Raw genomic sequence first — 18,514 nt, 5'->3', positions numbered from 1 at the left:
CGGCAGGTTTTTTTTGCTTTATCTACCTTCGTTTTTTGTAAGGATAAAACACGAAGTTTGCTCCTTCAGGTGTTACCACAAAAATGCACATATACTCCTCAGGCTTTTTGTAGTTCTTAAGGAATAAGGCCTTTTTCTCTGGAGTAATTATGCCCTTTTCTACGAACTCTTCGAAAGTGCTCGCCTGGATTGTCCAGTCTGTATTTAATTCTGTTCTATCCAGTATCATTTCACCAATATTAACCACATGCTGATGGGCTAGAAAAATAGGATTAGCTGATAATCCCTCCATCATAATTTCTACCGAAATTTCACGCATTGACTCTGCATATAACTCCAGATCTTTCTCAAGACTTATAAGTGGACTTTTCGGAACTTCCGGTTTGTTTTGCTCCGGTTCCTGAGGTAATAATTCTTCAATATCCATTCCTAATTACTTTTTAACTTTAACAATACTACATTTTCGACATGCTGCGTATGTGGAAACATGTCGACTGGTTTAATGCGCGCAACCTCGTACTTCTCATTTAACAGTGCTAGATCTCTCGCTTGTGTACCTGCATTGCAACTTACATAGACAATTTTCTCTGCCTCCATCTCGAGTAAACGACTAACAACGTCCGCATGCATACCTGCTCTAGGCGGATCAGTAATTACTACATCTGGTTTGCCATGGGCATTAATAAATTCAGCAGTCAAAATATCTTTCATGTCTCCTGCATAGAAGATCGTATTGTCGATGTTGTTGATCCCTGAATTGAACTTTGCATCCTCTATAGCAGTTACTACATATTCAATCCCTACCACTTGCTTAACACTCCTTGCAACAAAATTAGCAATAGTTCCTGCTCCGGTGTAAAGGTCGTAGACAAGTTCATCGCCTTTAAACCCGGCAAATTCTTTAGTGATTTTATACAATTCATAGGCCTGATCAGAGTTTGTCTGGTAAAAGGACTTTGCCCCAATCTTAAATTTCAAACCCTCCATATCTTCAAAGATGTGATCTCTTCCAGCGTACGTGATCACTTCCTGATCAAATATAGTATCATTCTTTTTTTGATTTTCAATATATAAAAGTGAAGTGATTTCTGGAAAATTCAACTTCAAAAACTCCATTAACCCGTTGATCACATCCTGCTCCGCATAAGCGAACACCACAACGATCATAACTTCACCTGTAGAAGAGGTTCTTATAATCAGATTCCTTAGGTTACCTTCATGATTACGCAAGTCATAAAAAGTTAATCCGTTATTCAATGCATACGTACGAACACTATTTCTTATGGAGTTTGAGGGCTCAGCTTGTAAATAACAATGCTGAATGTCCAGGATCTTATCAAAACGCGCTGGAACATGGAAGCCCAAAGCGTTCATCTCCAAATCATCATTCGCACCTTCCAAGTTTTCTGGCCGCTCCGCCATATCTTGCTTGTTCAACCAACGTTTGTTGGAGAAGGTATATTCCAGTTTATTCCTATAGTATTTGTTTTCAGCTGATCCAAGAATGGGTTCCATCCCCGAAGTATCAATTTTTCCAAGGCGCTGTAAAGCCGCTTCAACATTCTTACTTTTAAAAGTTAGCTGTGCCTCGTAGCTCATGTGCTGCCATTTACAGCCCCCGCATACTCCAAAATGTTGACAAAATGGATCAGTCCTCAATTCTGATTTCGTAATCAAATCTTCAATGACACCTTCCGCGAAATTCTTCTTCTTTTTTATTAGACGTACATTAACGACGTCTCCAGGCACTGCCTTGTCGACGAATACAACCAGCTCATCAGCCTTAGCGACTCCTTTTCCCTCTTCCGCAATATCAATAATACTTAAATTAGGAAGAATCGTGATTGTACCGGATTTTTTATTTCTACTCATTATCCGGCAAATCTACAGGTTTTTTCTCTTCGGGTATCTCCGTCGTGAATATTTCAGCAGTTTCTAGGAATTTTCAACCTTAATGAACGCCACAACTAGAAGGCTAAGCAAAAAGTCAAGGCCGTCTTCCATGTGACGAAAATTCATATCGAAGTTCTCCTGTACAGAAACTGAAATTTCTAAGGTTTCGTTACTCATAGTCTATTGTGCCTAATAAATCAAATATGAGCATTTTTATACCGAAAACCAAAACGGTATACCGAATTTAACAGAATTATAATGCAGCCTTAACCAGGAACGGTAACAGCTCTTTTTGAAAGCTTACAAAGTTTTTACGCACATCAGAATCACTGACTGAGGTAAAGGCAAAAGAGAAACAAATACTTTTGCTTGCTTTTAGGAGAAAAGCAAGACCCTCTTTCCTCGATGGATTGTTCTTAAAATGATCAAGTTCCAGGTATGCAGAAAGTAAAAGGGATTCCAACTGGTCTGACAGGTGCTTAAGAAACTCCTGAGAATTGGCGTTTTCCCGGACAAAGTCCCAACCTATGAATTCGTTACAGACAGTATATGTTAGTCTGCAGGTTTTCATGACCAGCGCCTTCAAATGCTCTTCTTCGCTTGCAAACTGCGCTTTGTTTTTCAAGATCTCATGCAGGTTTAGATCAAGATAATTCATTAGAATTGCATCTAATATTTGCTCTTTACTTTCAAAATACTTGTAGATAGTAGCTTTAGCAATACGCGCTTTTTTGGCAATTTCATTGACGCTGGTTTTATGATATCCATACTTCCTGAAAAGGTCCTTCGCCGCCCTAATTATACTCTCTTTAATCTTTTCTGGTTCCATTAATTAGTTACTGACGTTTATTACTTGACCACCACGGAATGACGTAGTATACATTTTTAAACTTCTTACTGCCGGAGCTTTTTGAGGGCTACCATCTGTAAGAAGATATTTTGCTCCTGTGCATGGATCAGTAGCGGTAATGCCGTTATCATCTGGCTCTACTGCACAACCGCTTTGAGGATTCACTGAACTGCATCTGTCAAAGGCCAGGTAACCTGAGCCAACCGCTACAACCATCAACCCTTTAACGCCATGTCCCTGAACTAACAAAACCCTGTTCGTTGCCTTTATATTAAATTCTTGTACAGTGACACTATATTGAACAAACACATTAGGTATGTTGTCAGATTCTTTACCACAGCTACAAACTGTGAGCATTAAGATCAACCATACCCAACCTTTATACATTAAAACAACGCTGTTTTATACTGCTTCAAAAATCTTGTATCGTTTTCTGAAAACAGTCTCAGATCTTTTATCTCGAACTTAAGATTGGCAATTCTCTCAATACCCATTCCAAACGCAAAACCACTATATTTTTTACTATCAATACCACAGTTCTCCAATACGTTAGGATCAACCATGCCGCAGCCTAATATTTCTACATAACCGCTATACTTGCACATCTGGCAACCTGCACCCTTACATATCGTGCAAGAAATATCCATCTCTGCAGAGGGCTCTGTAAAAGGAAAATAAGATGGCCTGAAACGTACTTTAGTTCCTTCGCCATAAAGCTCTTGTACAAAGTAAAACAACGTCTGCTTTAAGTCTGCAAACGAAACATTCTCATCCACATAAAGTCCCTCTACCTGGTGAAAGAAACAATGTGCTCGTGCAGAAATAGCTTCATTCCTGTAGACACGACCCGGCATGATCGCTCGGAATGGCGGTTTCCCATTCTCCATCATTCTTACTTGGACAGAGGAGGTGTGCGTACGCAAAGCAATATCTCCTTTTTCTCCACCTTTCTTTATAAAAAAGGTGTCCTGCATATCTCTTGCAGGGTGTTCTTCAGGAAAGTTAAGCGCCGAAAAGTTATGCCAGTCATCCTCAATTTCAGGACCTTCCTCAACTACGAAACCTAACTTATTGAATATCTCTATAATCTCTCTTCGAACCAAAGCTAAGGGGTGACGTGAACCAATCTCAAAGCCTTCGCCAGGAAGGGTAAGATCCATATCGCTTGCTTTTGTAGCCTCAACGGTTGTGGTTTGTTCCTTTAGCTCCTGGTATTTTCCCTCAGCCAATTGCTTGAACTCATTCAACACTTTTCCGAGAACCCTTTTTTCCTCAGGAGACACCGACTTAAATTCTTCGAAAATATCTTTTATAATTCCTTTAGTACCTAGAAACTTGATCCGGAATAGCTCCAGTTCGTCCGCATTACTAGTAGAGAATGCATTGATCTCCTCAGAATATTGTGTTATTTTGCCTTGTAACATGGTGTAAATATACAGCTATTTAATAACACTAAGTTCCTTGCCAACTTTGGTAAAAGCCGCAATTGCTTTGTCTAAATGGTGCTGCTCATGGCCCGCCGACAACTGTACACGGATTCTAGCCTTGCCTTGTGCTACTACAGGATAATAAAAGCCAATTACATATATACCTTCCTCCAGCATCCTTGCGGCAAATTCCTGAGCCAATTTTGCATCGTAAAGCATCACTGGAACAATAGGATGTACACCTTCTTTAATGTCAAAGCCCGCTTCAGTCATTTTTTTACGGAAATACATGGTGTTGCTTTCAAGCTTATCCCTTAATTCGGTGGTTTCGCTTAGCAAATCCAATACTGCAACAGATGCACCGGTTATTGCAGGCGCCAATGTGTTAGAGAATAAATAAGGTCTTGAACGCTGACGTAACATGTCGATAATTTCCTTCTTACCCGAAGTAAATCCTCCAGACGCTCCACCCAGCGCTTTTCCCAAAGTGCCAGTAATGATATCAACCCTGTCCATAACGTTAAAATGCTCATGGGTACCGCGACCGGTTTTGCCCATAAAACCTGTACAGTGTGATTCGTCGATCATCACCAGCGCTTCGTATTTATCAGCTAAATCGCAAATCTTATCTAACGGTGCAACCACCCCATCCATGGAAAATGCGCCGTCGGTAACAATGATCCGATGTCTGGAATCCTTTGCAGCAATCAGTTGCTGTTCCAGGTCTGCCATGTCCGCATTTTTATATCTAAAGCGTTTTGCTTTACACAAACGAACACCATCAATGATTGACGCATGGTTAAGCTCATCTGAGATTATGGCATCCTGATCATTGAATAACGGCTCAAACACTCCGCCGTTGGCATCAAATGCCGCAGCATATAAGATCGTGTCTTCCGTACCCAAAAATTGAGATAGTTTTGCTTCTAATTCTTTATGCACATCCTGAGTTCCACAAATGAAACGAACAGAAGACATTCCATAACCGTATTTATCAATTGCCTTCTTCGCAGCCGCTATGACGGTAGGATGGGAAGACAAGCCTAAATAGTTATTTGCACAAAAATTGATTACCTGCTGTCCTGTACTAATCTTAATATCAGCACCTTGTGGGGTAACAATAACCCGTTCTTTTTTAAACAGACCGTCTTTTTCTATTTGCTCAAGTTCCTGTTGAAGTACAGGCTGTAAAGTTTTATACATAATGATTAGTTGTTGCAACCAAAGTTATAAAATTATCGTCTTTACTTAACACCTTAATTTGACAGACGTTAACAAACTTTTAACACAATATATGTGTTAACTCCCTGAACAAACCCGATATTTAGAGCTTATAGCTGATAATGAAGAACATATACCTTACTATTTTAATAACTATTAATGCCCTGAGCATTTCTGCACAACAGCTAAAACTTAGTGGTACCATAAAAGATACCGAAGGCCAGCCAGTGCCCTTTGCCTCTATTTACATTAAAAACACTACCAAAGGTACATCAGCGAACGTCGATGGGATATACGGTCTTGCATTGGATAAGGGTAGTTACACCATCGTTTATAGAGCAATAGGCTACACATCTAAGGAGCAGACGATTGCCATAGAAGCAAATCATACCGAAAACGTTGTGCTAACGCCAGAGGCTTATAGCTTGTCAGGCGTTACTATTGACGGTAACGCAGAAGATCCTGCTTATGAAATCATCCGGCAAGCCATCAAACAGCGAAAGTTTCACTTAAAAGAGGTTAAAGAATATACAACTGATGTATATATTAAAGGCGTTCAAAAGCTGGTCGGTGCTCCAAAGAAGTTCTTCGGCCGCGATATTCAAAAAACGCTTGATTTAGATACCAACAGAAAAGGTATTCTCTATCTATCAGAGTCAACATCCAAATTTGCTTTCCAGCAACCTGACAACATCCATGAAGAGATGGTTTCTTCAAAGGTAGCAGGTAGAAACAGCGCATTTAGCTTCAATAAAGCGTCAGACTTAATGGTTAACTTTTACCAAAACATACTCTTGGAGAATACATTGAGCGCAAGGGGCTTCGTATCACCGATCGCAGATAATGCCATGCTATATTACCGCTATAAATTATTGGGGGTAACTACCGACGGCGGTGCTACCATTAACAAAATACAAGTAATTCCTCGAAGAGAAAACGATCCGGTATTTAGAGGGATCATCTACATCAAAGACGACAGCTGGCATATTGTCGACACTGATGTTTACCTCTCCAAAAACTCTGGTGTGAATTTAATCGACACCTTAAAGATCTCGCAACAGTTTCTTAAGGTAGAGAACACCTACATGCCCTCTAACATTAATTTCGTCTTCAACGGAAACATTCTAGGTTTCAAATTTGAAGGATATTACGTAGGCGTCTACAGCAATTACAACATTCATCCTGACTTTCCTAAAGGTTACTTCACAGGAGAGATCCTTAAAATCACCAAAGCGGTCAATGAGAAAGATTCTTTGTTTTGGCTTAACAACAGGCCAATTCCATTAACTAATGAAGAAAATAGGGATTATGTGCGCAAAGACAGCGTCGCCGCACTCAAAACCTCAAAGAAGTATTTAGATTCTACGGAGCGTGTTAACAATAAGTTTGGAATTGGAAAACTTTTGCTTGCCGGATATACAGTTAATAACCGTTTTGAAAAGAAGTCGCTTAGCTTTGATCCAGTTTTAAAGGCTATTATTTACAACACAGTAGAAGGTTTTGCAGTAAACTACGGCGTTACCTATAGAAAGAATTTAGAAGACAGGAAATATTATAGCATACGGCCAGAGGCACGATATGGTTTTGCAAGTAAAGAATTTACAGCCAACCTTACTGCAAATTACTACTACGACCCTGTTAAGCGAGCTAACATCAGTGTGAGCGGGGGTTCTGGAATCTACGATTTAAACCCTTTGGGAACAATGACTTTGTTAGGCAACTCTATCAACTCCCTTCTCTTTGAAACCAACTTTGTCAAGTTCTTCAAAAAGGAGTTTGTAAATATCGGAACTACAAGAGAGTTGTTAAATGGTCTGCAAGGAAGCATTGTTGCTGATTATTCGAGAAACAGCACCTTGGTAAACAATACCTCTTTCAAGATTAGGGATGTTAAAGACAAGGACTTTACTTCGAACAACCCGTTTTCGCCCTTACTAGAGACTCCACTCTTCCCTAATTATACGGCGTTAACATTAAGCGCTTCGCTAACCTATACCTTTAATCAACAGTACATCACACGGCCTGATGGTAAATTCTATCAGGAATCAAAATACCCTACTTTGATGCTAAACTATCGCAAAGGTGTAAATGGCATTTTGAATAGCTCCGTAGACTATGATGTCGTAAACTTTACTATTCAGCAAAATAGAATTAGTGCAGGCCTTTGGGGATATTTCTCTTTTGTAGCTGGAACTGGTAAGTTCTTAAACAACGACAATGTTTACTATCCAGACTATAAGCATTTCCGAGGCAACAATGCCTTATTTGTGAGGCCGGAATTAAGAAGGTTCTTATTTTTAGACTTCTATCAATTCAGTACCAACAAGCACTATGCTGAGGCGCATATTGAACATAACTTCTCTGGCTTGTTAACCAATAAGGTTCCTTTACTACGTAAAATTAAGTTAGAGGAAGTCGTAGGTGCAGGTTACCTTACTCAACCTGACAAAAAAGACTATAAGGAATTTTACTTCGGTCTGCAACGTTTGATTTTCCGCGCTACTTACGGGTTCGCGTACGACGGAAACAGACTTGTAGAACAGGGATTCCGATTGTCTTATGGATTCTAAAACAAAGAAGGGGCCTTGCGCCCCTTCTTTGTTATAACGCTAACTTGCTTCTAATGTCTTTCGGGATACCATTCCTATTTAGCAAAAACGCGGTAGTCTTATATTTTACAAAGTTCTTTGTTACATATAAATACCCTTTGTAATCATTTGAAGTACCCCATGAATTCTTTACAATGTAGTATTCTTTGCCATTTTGATCCTTGGCAATACCAGTGATCTGCATGCCATGGTCATCCGTAGTTTGGTAATTATCAAACGAAGCTTGACGCATCTCTATTGTAATCTCTTTCTCTGGTCTCGGACCACTGAACATGTTTCTTTTTTCATCGCCAGTCATGCTTTTAAAATCTTTCGCTGGAACATATGCGATTCCATTTTTCCAGCTGAAACCTTTTTCACTCACATCAGTGCCCCAGGCAACAGTAAATCCTCCCTTCAAAGCGTTATCAATGATAGTAGTGATATCATCCATCGGTACATTATAAACCTGATCATAAGACCAATTGTCAGGAACCATTAAAACCGCCTTTTTATAGTAAGGAGATGTGTTAAATGACGAAAGTTCAACGTAGTCCTCCGCATTTATGCCAACCACTTCAGAAGCAAAAGTTTTGGGTGTATATGTTTTCCCTTCATAATTAAAACTTTCCGGTACTACACCCATACAGGAGTCAATTGCCCTTATGTATTTGGTCTTCCAGTTTGGATCAAACTTTCCCTCTGTAGTAGTAACCACTTTATCCAGAATCGCTTTTATAAGCGCGTTCATTCTGTCAGACGTTCTGCCGGATCCATAGCCGTTACCTAAATAAGCTTCCTGAGGGAGGGCGCCATATTTTGAAAACATATTTATTACATCATGAGAAGTTCCGCCATCGCCAAGGGTCAACGCGCCATGCATCCTTACATAGTTGATTCCCTTTTCGATATAAGTATTTCTAGCGGTATATAAATCTGCGATGTCTACTGGCTTCTTTCCCATTCGAATCATCTCAGACTCTATGAACGAGTTCGTGCTGTAACTCCAGCAAGTACCCGATGATCTCTGATCTTTTACGGATGTAGCTTCGGCGTTAACTACTGGGCTAAATTGAAAAGCCCCAGTGCTATTGTCACTCTGGTTATGTTTTAAGGAATAGATGAGATTGTCTTGCGCATGGACTGCCGTTGAGCTAAAAAACAAACCGGCTCCAAGTAAGAAGGATTTTATTGAACTATTGACCATTTTTAATTTATGTTATTGTTCAAGCCATATTGCCATTACCGTTCCAAACCCCTGAACAATTACCAGGAAATAACTACTTTAACACCGTCAGGCAGATTAGAAAAACCTAAATACGCTGTCCCGGATCGCGTGTCCCAAGACGTTTTAAGTCCTGCAACTTCCTGATTATTGCTATCTGTAGCCATTACTTTTTTAAATGCTTTAGGCAAAAATATTCTCATGCTATTAAGCGTATTGACAGGACTTTTAGCAGTGAAACTATAGCTTGACTCTGTAGCTTTTTCGTTGTAAATCCTAGCCGCCGTTGCAAGTACCTGTGCTTTATCTCTACGCTCAAGTCTTGTTAGATTGTACAAATAGGCTTGCTCACCAGGCTTCACAGTTTTACCATCAAGTACCGGAAGCTGAGGATCAAAAAGATCAATTACCATGTCTTTAATAACTACAGGATCGTCACTCACACTTTCATCCATCACCGCAACAATGTCATATGGGCCACGATGCAATACCAAGTTGTTTTTAGTCTCTAAGGCTCCAGCCTTTGCATCCTGTTCATAAGCAAGTTTAATCGAAGCTAAGAAGGACTGGTCCCCAACCTTTTGCATAACAAATTCCTTTGGATTCTTTCTAACGATACGAACGCTACCCTTCCCAACTTTAAAGTTTTGATCCTTGGTGAATGAAGCCTGGATTCCTAAGGTCTTAAAAAGATGTTCCGCAGGAGACTTGTAAGTATTGCCAGCGGTGTTCCACCACTCCAAAACCGTTTGATAAGGGTCATTGTCTCGTCCACAATATACAAGCACGCCCCCTTTACGCACCCAGTCTGAGATGTGTTTATGAATCTCTGCTGAGTTCGGTTTCATATTGGAGTAGCTGACTATCAAAACCTTGATATCCTTCAATGTTGCTGCATAGGAGAGATTTTCCATATGAACAGTCTGAACTACTATACCATGCTTTAAAAGCGGAATGGTTTGCCCATAAAAATTCGAGAAGTAAGGGTCTTCATAACCGTTATGAGAGGGATAGCTTTGGAACATTAGCGAATTGCCCATTAGTACTCCAATGCTGTTGACACCATTAACTTTGTTATCAGAGACCTGGATGCTATTAAGTGAATTGATCATCACCTGCATTTGAGTAGAGTAGTATTTAGGAATCAGGACTTGTTCTGTGCTGTTCACTATTTTATAAGGACGGGTGTAAATTCGCTCGGGCCATGGCATAACTTCATAATCAGCGACCATGGGATACATCAGCTTCGCTACAAAGGTAGCCTCATAATTTCGTTTGTAATCTGCCCAATCATGCTCACGGTCCTCTATCGGATCCGTAAGAAAAAACAGCTTTCTTTTTGTCGGAGCCGTCATGGAGACCATGGAACCGTATTCGAGAAATGCGTTCTCAAATACCCGTTCTTTTGATGCGCCTTCATAAAAAACCGGTTCCCTTGCGGTACCAGTCCAAACTTGTGCAATGTATCCATCTATACCAGGAAGCGACGCCAGACTTGCCTCGGGGCTCACTATTTTCCATGAGGCATAATTTACAAGGGAATGGGTAGCTATATAAACCTTTATAGCAAGACCTTTACTTTTACCATACTCTTTTGCAAAGCCGGAAACTTCCTTTATTGCATCATAATAGAGTTGGTATTTTAGTTTATTGGATAAGTAGGTATTCTCTGCCGAGAGATGCTGAGCTCTCCAAGGAAATCCATAGAACCTTTGCCATTCTTGCTTAAATGGCTCCTCATACCCTGCTCTAGCCCAAAACTCTGGCTCCTCTAAAAAAACATTGGTTATTCCTGCGTCAATCACCTTCTTGACGATAGCGGTTTTCATGTATTCTATGAAAGACTTAACCGGTACAATGTAGGGAACGACACCTTTGTCGTGCCAAATTGTGTCACCATTCATTTGGATCTGTCCAATACCCATGTGGTTCTGGCCATCCCATTTTCCAAGAAAGTAGTTTCCGTAGTCTCCCCAGGCAATCCCAGTCATGAAATCTGTTTGGTAGCCGCGGTCACGCCAGGATTTTACCCGCTCTTCAAATGTCATGTTCCTGCGGTCGTTTGCACCGTAGATGATCGCAATATCAGATCTCACGTCAATCTCTGGTCTCCAGGGACTTCCCGTTTGAAATGCCGTCTTCTCCGGACCTTTTTGTGCAAAAGTAAATTGAACCGAAAAGCTTAATGCAAGAAATGCAATGATCTTTCTCATGGTTCAATTTAAGAATTTTTCTTAGACTTTTTTAGGAGGCAGATCGAAAGCAATAGCTTCATGCTCGAAATGGCCATTATGCGCACCATCACAGAAAGGCTTATTTTTCGAAAGACCGCAACGGCAAATTGAAACAACAGTACGTCCCTGTAGTCCATATTCATTTCCGCTTCTATCCACTATTTCAAAATCACCTTCAATTTTAAGTGACCCGTTGTTGTTTATTGTAAGTTTTGTTTTTGACATGTTCGTTATTTTCGGACAAATCTACAGCAATCAAAGAGCACTAAAGTAATGAGATGTTTATTTAGACACATTCTCCGCACCTGCGATAATTCTGGCTTATGTTTTTCAGGAAACTAAAAAGGGATGTCGCATCCACGAAACATCCCTTTTCTAACCAAATATAAACCCGTATGAACCGGCTTTCTCTTCGCATCCTTGTTGGCATTATCTCACATAAATTGCCATAGGAAGACGCATAAAATCTTTTATTAAGTGCTTGTGCAGCATCTTACTTACATACAACAAACGTCATACCATAGTGTATGTTGTACACTAAATAATTTATTTATTATAAATGTCCACTTTTGTAATCATGGAAAGGAAAGCGGTTTTCCGTACTGGCAATCAAATCACGGTATAAACTGATAGCACACTCACTTTGTACTTGCTTTGATTGCTCCCGCCTTGAATGCGCCATGCTCTCGCGTTGCGTCCGCCTTTTGCCTAGAGAAAAGGCGGGTACAATGCGGGAGCATTGTGCGTTTATGGCAGCAACACGCAAAGCAAGGCCAAAACAAAAGGCGCTCCAGAGAGCGCCTTAATATCAATAAGTGGTAAGGGATTATACGCCCTTTTTACTGGTCATACTTGCTTTCTTAGCTGGCTGGGATGTTTTAGCCGGAGCCTTCGCATTAGACGGTTTAGGAGTAGCCTGAATTTTCTTATCTGCTTTGTCTTCAGTTTTCACACCTTCAGTCTCGCCATCGGCAACAGCCGAAGTCTCAGTGAAAAGTGGCAAGTCTTTTAACAAATGATACCAGGTAATTATTTTCTTCATATCAGAAGAGTAAACTTTTTCCTGATCATGATTAGGAGCAACTTCTTCAAAGAAAGACTTTAAGTCTTTCGCATCAGATTTAGCATCAGGCACAGTGCCTTCCGCAGCAGCTATATTGGCTAATACGTCAACCAGTTTCAAATCATCGTCTTCACCATAAATTGTGATGTCTTCTAGCGATGCTAATTTAGTTGTACTAATACTTGCAACTATTTTAACTTTTTGAGCATCAAGACTTTCAAGAACATAACCACCTTTATTTTGCCCAACTAGTTTATACAAACCTGGTCTGCCAGATACTGCTACTATTCCTCTTAAATTCATATCATTTGTTTTGTTAAAAGTTCAGAATTAATCTTCCAGAACTTCAATACCTAATATCTTATCACCTTGTTTGATGTCATCAATAACATCAATATTTTCAATCACCTTACCAAAGCAGGTATGGTTTCTATCCAGGTGAGCAGTATTATCTCTGCTATGGCAGATAAAGAACTGTGATCCACCTGTATTTCTACCCGCATGTGCCATTGAAAGGACACCGCGATCGTGGTATTGGTTTTCTCCAGTTAATTCACAATCGATCTTATATCCCGGACCGCCAGTACCTGCAAGGTGCGCTTTGTTCGGATCCTTTGAGTTTGGACATCCGCCCTGAATCATGAAATTTGGAATTACCCTATGGAAAGTCACTCCATCATAAAATCCTTCTCCTGCTAATTTTTTAAAGTTAGCAACCGCTATTGGTGCATCTTGTTCATAGAACTGAACAGTCATTTCACCTTTCTCTGTTTTGATTATTGCTTTACCCATGATTGTTTTTTGTGAAGGGCAAACTTAGATAAAATACTTTTTATTTTGAAAAAAAGTTATATTCACAAGAACATACCTATGAAACATAAAAAAATTAGTCTAACAATAGTTCTACTTATACTCAGTATTTCCCTCAAAGCATCTTCCATTCTTATCTATATGGATGAGGATCAAAAGAATCATCTGAAAGCTTATGGAATTGCCTATTGGAGCATAAAGCAGCAGGCAGAGGTGAACTGGCTGCTCAATTACCGCGGTGGCAGCTTTCTTATTGGCTACAATAAAACTGTGGAAGACGAGTGCAAAACCCGCGGTGTATCTTACCAGGTGCTCGCTGATGGAAAAGTTACTGCATTACTTAACGAAATAAGCGATCCACAGTTTAATATGGAAATTGTAAAGCTCGAAAAGCCTCCCAAAATGGCTGTTTACTCTCCTAAGAGTAAGCTTCCTTGGGATGACGCAGTAACGATGGTGCTCACCTATGCAGAAATCCCTTACGATGTCATTTATGATGATGATGTTTTAAAGGATAAACTTGTTGACTATGACTGGCTTCACTTGCATCATGAAGACTTTACAGGCCAGTACGGGCGATTCTGGTCTAGTTTCAAAAATGCAACCTGGTATAGAGAAGACGTTAAGAATCAGGAAGCTACAGCAAAACGAAACGGATTCACTAAGGTCTCTCAAATGAAGCTCTCTGTTACTAAAAGAATAAAAGAGTTTTGCTCAGGGGGCGGTTTCTTATTTGCAATGTGCTCTGGCACTGATAGTTTTGACATTGCACTTAGTGCCGAAGGCGTCGACATTTGCGAAAGTATGTTTGATGGTGACGCCGCTGATCCCAAAGCACAAAGCAAGATTGACTTCAGTAAAACTGTCGCCTTCAAAGATTTTAGGCTGGACATTAACCCCTCAAATTACGAGTTCTCAGACATTGACGTCACTCAGAACAGAAGCTTAGTCGAATCAAACGATTACTTCACGTTATTCGACTTCTCTGCAAAATGGGATCTGGTTCCGTCTATGCTTACGCAAAACCACGACAAAGTGATAAAGGGATTTATGGGACAAACGACGGCATTCAAAAAGAAACTCGTTAAGCCAAGCATCACTGTGCTGGGTGAAAATAAAGGTGCAGAAGAAGTCAGGTATTTAAATGGAGAGATCGGTAAAGGAAGATTTACCTTCTATGGCGGGCACGATCCAGAGGATTATCAGCACCAGGTTGGCGATCCTCAAACGGACTTAAACTTACACCCGAATTCCCCGGGGTACAGGCTAATACTAAACAATGTTTTATTCCCCGCGGCAAAGAAAAAGCCTCAAAAAACTTAATCGTAGAAGTTCCAGCTTACGCCGAATTTTAACAGTGCCCTATCCTGCATGGGGTAGTTGTTGACGGTATTATAACCCATAAGACCAAGCCCCTGATTTACGTAATCACACTTGACAAAGAGATTCGCTCTTCGGAGACTTGCTTTAACCCAAACATCCACAATAGGTGTGGTGTCAAACATTTTACTTGAACCTACGTAAAACTGTCCTGCTGCAGCTGAATAAGAATAATTTGAATAAGGAGTGTTATATCTGACATCAAATCCAATATTAGTTTTTAGCACCTTGAAGAAGGTTTGATCAAGGTAGAAACTATTGAATGTATAAACTTCCGGAGTCCTTAGTATTCCAGGATTGTCGGTTTTTTGGTAAACAACAAAAGCATCCAGATTGAACTTGCCGAATTTAAACTTCTTACCAACAGAGATTTTTAACAAATTTATTGGAGATCCTGATTGCGAGGGCTTTATGGTTAAAGAGTCGGGCATGCTCTCTGAAAAGTAGAGGTATTTGTCAATCAAGTAGTATTGTGCACCTGCATCAACCCCAAGTTTATCATTCAAGTAGTTGAAGTAAAAGTTGATGGTCTTGGTACGGTCGAAATTTTTGTCCCAATTGTAGTGGTTACTGACATATCTGGAGTAGATCTCTTCTGGTGACTTATTCTGGAAATATGCGCCAAGTATAATCCTGCCCACAGACTTGCTTAGAAGCACATTGCTTTTTGCTTCATACAAGAAATCTCCCAGGTTTCGGCCTTGAAAGATCTGCTGCAAATCTACCTTAAGATCTATCTTATCGCTAAGTCTATATCCAGCGTTTCCAAGGAGGGTTACATTTTGAAAAGAGGCATCGTAGCCATAATATTTTGTATTGTCCCTAAACAGAACAAACTGATTGTACTTGTAATAATCATGTTTGATACCAACATCAAGCTTTAACTCATTGTTAATGAGTGCCGAGGATTTAGGCCTCAGGAAAAAGCTATAAATGAATTCATTTTGCACGTGATTGTACCGGGTACTATCGTTTGTAAACACTTCATCAGCCAGGCCCCTTGGTAGCGCTTTATGATTATCATTTTCATCCTTTCTGAATACGTACGAATTTGCGTCATATCTTAGGGTATAAGCCACCTTATTGGTAGGCAAAATCTTTTTGCCGGCGGCCTCCGCGAGACTGTCAATTCGCCCAACGAAGTAAGTTTGTTTTAATATAAATGCTCTTTGCCTGTAAATTCTCTTAGCAGTAGTAAGTCGAATAGCCTGTGCCTCTCTTTCTATGGTTAATGTTGGTACAGTAAAAAGTGTTTCGTTCTCTATAGAACCATTCTCCTCCGCTTTGAGTGTATTAAAAACGATATTGGTCCAGAGGTTATATCTTTTACTTGGAGATTGAAACCAGGTAAACAAGGCTCCGTTCAGGTGATCTCCACGTTGATGAGAGTAGTTACCATTTGCACCAATCCGATTGAAATTCAATCCTATATTCAGGTTCTTATTGACATTCTGTGAGTGTATAACTTTAAAAACCTGCTCGATCTCACCAGAATTCACATAATAAAGGCTGGTAAAGGGTGCCCTGGCTTGATAATACCTCACGTCATCATTCGTCAAGGCATAATAATCAAGGGTATGAAAACCTGCATCAAAACCAATTGTTTTAAGTGGTTCAAAAAGCAAGGGAATAGCAGATAACCCGAGGTTTCCCAGCCCTACCGTTGGCCTCCTTGGCTGTACCAGCACGCTGAAATTGTGGAAGCCTGCTAGCGTAGTATCAAGGGGTATAGTTTGTATACTGTCTTTAGTCAGTCTAAGTGTGGTATAACGAATGTACTTTGAAGTAAAGACTACAGAATCTTTTCCTTCTTCTTCCAGCTTCCTTAACGAATCCATCTCCTTATTGTCGTTCACCTTCGTTTTAAGATCCTGAGCAACTACCCCGGATGCATTAATAAGGATTATAGAGAAAGCAAGAAGAATTAACTTTTTATACATTATAAGTTTGAAATTAAAAGGCTCAATATCTTTGTCATGTTTGGTTCAGCAGCCTTTGCCGTCTCAATAATCTCTTCAAGTCTCACAGGTTCCAGTACTTCTGGAAAACCTTCATCCGTAAGTACGGAAATTGCAAACACCGGGATTGACATGTGGTTGGCAACAATCACTTCTGGAACAGTACTCATACCTACGGCATCACCTCCGATGATTCTCAAGTAATTGTACTCGGCCTTAGTCTCCAAGTTAGGACCTGTTACGGCAATGTAAACGCCCTGATGACAAACAATGTTGTGGTCTGCTGCAAGTTTTAGTGCTGTCTTAACCAAATCTCTTTTATAGGGCTGACTCATGTCAGGAAATCGAGGGCCCATATCCGGATCGTTGCTGCCGCGAAGCGGACTTTCAGGTTGAAGGTTGATATGATCATTGATGACCATTAGGTCGCCTTTTTTGAACTCCGGGTTTAGAGACCCCGCCGCGTTTGAAACGAACAAGTGCGAGATACCAAGGACTTTCATTGTCCGTATTGGAAAGGTGATCTGCTGCATGCTATATCCTTCATAATAATGCAGTCTTCCTTGCATAGCGACCACCCTTTTTCCTTCAAAAGTTCCGAAAATCAACTTACCCGAATGAAACTCCAGCGTAGAAATCGGAAAGTTTGGAATATTTGAATACATAAGTTGATATTCAATCTGAATGTCGTTAACCAAGCCGCCTAAGCCAGTACCTAAAACAATGCCTATTTCAGGCTGAAAGTTGTTTGTTTTACGTTTTATAAATTCAACGGTTTCGTGTAGTGCTTGAAACATATTTTAAAATCTTTTGATCAAATGTTGGTTTGTCTGATTCATTAATCATCACGTGAATAGGCAAATAAAATATCGGCAATTCCAAAAGTAATTCTTTTAATGAAGCATCTAATAAACGTTGTGCATCTTTTTCTGTAGTTACAATGATTTTGTTAACAGCAGGGTCCAGATTAAATGCGTCAACTAAGCTGGAGATGTTTTTCAAGCTAAATTGATGATGGTCAGGGAATTCATAATGAACAACTTTTCTGGACCGCTGCTCCAGATAATTGACCAATGGGTTTGGATTCGCTATTCCGGTGAGCAAATGAAGGTTAACATCGTGATTCAGCATTGGCGTTGTGAGCTGGCTGGAATAAACCGGTTTTATATCTAAATAATCCAGATAGGAGAACAATATTGGGACGTGTGCCTCCGAACGAAACTGATTTCTGATCTTCTTTTGCGCCTCTTTATTAACGCATTGGGGAGATTTGGTAATCAATACCATATCCGACCGTCTAAAGCCCCGGAAAGGTTCTCTTAAATTTCCGGCAGGTAAAAGGAACTGGGGCGTGGAAAACTTAGCATAGTCAAAAAGTAAAATATTTAATCCAGCACGCACTTTCCTATGCTGAAAAGCATCGTCTAACAAGATGACATCATGATCTTTCTGTAATCGCTCTATTCCTTCGGTACGGTCTTCACAAACGGCTACTGTGACGTCTTCAAATTTATTAAAGTATTGTAGCGGCTCATCTCCGATGCTGTTTGCTGTGCTGGTAGCATCTGCAATTAGAAAGCCCTTAGTATCGCGGCCATACCCTCGACTGAGGATCGCTATGCGCTTGCCCTTCAGTAAACACACAATGTATTCAGTTACAGGTGTTTTTCCAGAGCCGCCTACGACTAAGTTACCTATACAAATAATCGGTAAATCGAACGACACAGACTTCAATACACCTGCGTCAAACAAGCTATTGCGAATCACAATGACCAAGCCATAGAGCAACGAAAAAGGAAGGAGTAAATATCTTAGGTATGTGCTCATGTAAGGCCTCAAAAATAAGAATTATTACTCATTTTGTA

General features: G+C 40.2%; 17 protein-coding genes. 2 read left to right on the top strand and 15 right to left on the bottom strand.

Going from position 1 to position 18,514, the window contains the following annotated elements:
* Positions 1-22: 22 nt before the first annotated feature.
* From WKF66_RS04990 to kbl, 7 genes are all read right to left on the bottom strand, one after another.
* The gene (locus WKF66_RS04990) at positions 23-427 is read right to left on the bottom strand and encodes a hypothetical protein (RefSeq protein WP_489673297.1); all 405 of its coding nucleotides are present in this window, start codon (positions 425-427) and stop codon (positions 23-25) included.
* A gap of 2 nt (positions 428-429) precedes the next feature.
* On the bottom strand, positions 430-1,872 hold the full coding sequence (gene rlmD, locus WKF66_RS04985; protein WP_489673296.1) for a 23S rRNA (uracil(1939)-C(5))-methyltransferase RlmD: 1,443 nt from the start codon (positions 1,870-1,872) through the stop codon (positions 430-432).
* Between the two features lie 63 nt (positions 1,873-1,935).
* Positions 1,936-2,070 (bottom strand): hypothetical protein, encoded by a 135-nt coding sequence (locus WKF66_RS04980; RefSeq protein WP_489673295.1) that lies wholly within the window; start codon positions 2,068-2,070, stop codon positions 1,936-1,938.
* Positions 2,071-2,146: 76 nt separating this feature from the next.
* Positions 2,147-2,722, bottom strand: coding sequence for a TetR/AcrR family transcriptional regulator (locus WKF66_RS04975; RefSeq protein WP_489673294.1), 576 nt, complete (start codon positions 2,720-2,722; stop codon positions 2,147-2,149).
* Positions 2,723-2,725: 3 nt separating this feature from the next.
* The gene (locus WKF66_RS04970; protein WP_489673293.1) at positions 2,726-3,130 is read right to left on the bottom strand and encodes a Rieske (2Fe-2S) protein; all 405 of its coding nucleotides are present in this window, start codon (positions 3,128-3,130) and stop codon (positions 2,726-2,728) included.
* Positions 3,130-4,167, bottom strand: coding sequence for a phenylalanine--tRNA ligase subunit alpha (gene pheS, locus WKF66_RS04965; RefSeq protein WP_489673292.1), 1,038 nt, complete (start codon positions 4,165-4,167; stop codon positions 3,130-3,132). Before pheS ends, WKF66_RS04970 begins: the two co-directional genes overlap by 1 nt.
* Positions 4,168-4,182: 15 nt before the next feature.
* Positions 4,183-5,373, bottom strand: a complete 1,191-nt coding sequence (gene kbl, locus WKF66_RS04960) for a glycine C-acetyltransferase (RefSeq protein WP_489673291.1) — start codon at positions 5,371-5,373, stop codon at positions 4,183-4,185.
* A 140-nt stretch (positions 5,374-5,513) separates the two neighbouring features.
* Between kbl and WKF66_RS04955 the strand changes: the two genes are divergently transcribed.
* Positions 5,514-7,961, top strand: coding sequence for a DUF5686 and carboxypeptidase regulatory-like domain-containing protein (locus WKF66_RS04955; protein ID WP_489673290.1), 2,448 nt, complete (start codon positions 5,514-5,516; stop codon positions 7,959-7,961).
* A 31-nt stretch (positions 7,962-7,992) separates the two neighbouring features.
* On the opposite strand, the gene WKF66_RS04950 is transcribed toward WKF66_RS04955, so the two are convergent.
* From WKF66_RS04950 to WKF66_RS04930, 5 genes are all read right to left on the bottom strand, one after another.
* The gene (locus WKF66_RS04950; RefSeq protein ID WP_489673289.1) at positions 7,993-9,186 is read right to left on the bottom strand and encodes a C1 family peptidase; all 1,194 of its coding nucleotides are present in this window, start codon (positions 9,184-9,186) and stop codon (positions 7,993-7,995) included.
* Between the two features lie 59 nt (positions 9,187-9,245).
* Positions 9,246-11,417 (bottom strand): hypothetical protein, encoded by a 2,172-nt coding sequence (locus tag WKF66_RS04945; RefSeq protein WP_489673288.1) that lies wholly within the window; start codon positions 11,415-11,417, stop codon positions 9,246-9,248.
* 21 nt (positions 11,418-11,438) lie between these two features.
* Positions 11,439-11,663, bottom strand: a complete 225-nt coding sequence (locus WKF66_RS04940; RefSeq protein ID WP_489673287.1) for a CDGSH iron-sulfur domain-containing protein — start codon at positions 11,661-11,663, stop codon at positions 11,439-11,441.
* Between the two features lie 601 nt (positions 11,664-12,264).
* Positions 12,265-12,804: a DUF5606 family protein gene (locus tag WKF66_RS04935; protein ID WP_489673286.1), complete on the bottom strand. Its 540-nt coding sequence runs from the start codon at positions 12,802-12,804 to the stop codon at positions 12,265-12,267.
* A 27-nt stretch (positions 12,805-12,831) separates the two neighbouring features.
* Entirely contained in the window at positions 12,832-13,293 is a 462-nt protein-coding gene (locus WKF66_RS04930) for a peptidylprolyl isomerase (RefSeq protein WP_489673285.1), read from the bottom strand.
* Positions 13,294-13,371: 78 nt separating this feature from the next.
* Between WKF66_RS04930 and WKF66_RS04925 the strand changes: the two genes are divergently transcribed.
* Positions 13,372-14,634 (top strand): asparagine synthetase B, encoded by a 1,263-nt coding sequence (locus tag WKF66_RS04925; protein ID WP_489673284.1) that lies wholly within the window; start codon positions 13,372-13,374, stop codon positions 14,632-14,634.
* Here the strand turns inward: WKF66_RS04925 and WKF66_RS04920 are convergent.
* Genes WKF66_RS04920 through lpxK form a run of 3 tightly spaced genes read right to left on the bottom strand, consistent with a single transcriptional unit; the run spans position 14,631 to position 18,476 of the window.
* On the bottom strand, positions 14,631-16,631 hold the full coding sequence (locus WKF66_RS04920) for a putative porin (RefSeq protein ID WP_489673283.1): 2,001 nt from the start codon (positions 16,629-16,631) through the stop codon (positions 14,631-14,633). The genes WKF66_RS04925 and WKF66_RS04920 overlap by 4 nt on opposite strands.
* On the bottom strand, positions 16,631-17,446 hold the full coding sequence (locus tag WKF66_RS04915; protein WP_489673282.1) for a purine-nucleoside phosphorylase: 816 nt from the start codon (positions 17,444-17,446) through the stop codon (positions 16,631-16,633). Before WKF66_RS04915 ends, WKF66_RS04920 begins: the two co-directional genes overlap by 1 nt.
* Complete coding sequence (lpxK, locus tag WKF66_RS04910) at positions 17,418-18,476, bottom strand: tetraacyldisaccharide 4'-kinase (protein ID WP_489673281.1); 1,059 nt, start codon at positions 18,474-18,476, stop codon at positions 17,418-17,420. The genes WKF66_RS04915 and lpxK overlap by 29 nt, the downstream gene beginning before the upstream one ends.
* Positions 18,477-18,514: the final 38 nt, after the last annotated feature.

Origin of the sequence: Pedobacter sp. (genome assembly GCF_037719805.1) — a bacterium.
Lineage (GTDB): Bacteria > Bacteroidota > Bacteroidia > Sphingobacteriales > Sphingobacteriaceae > Pedobacter.
This window is presented reverse-complemented; position numbering and strand designations above follow the sequence as displayed.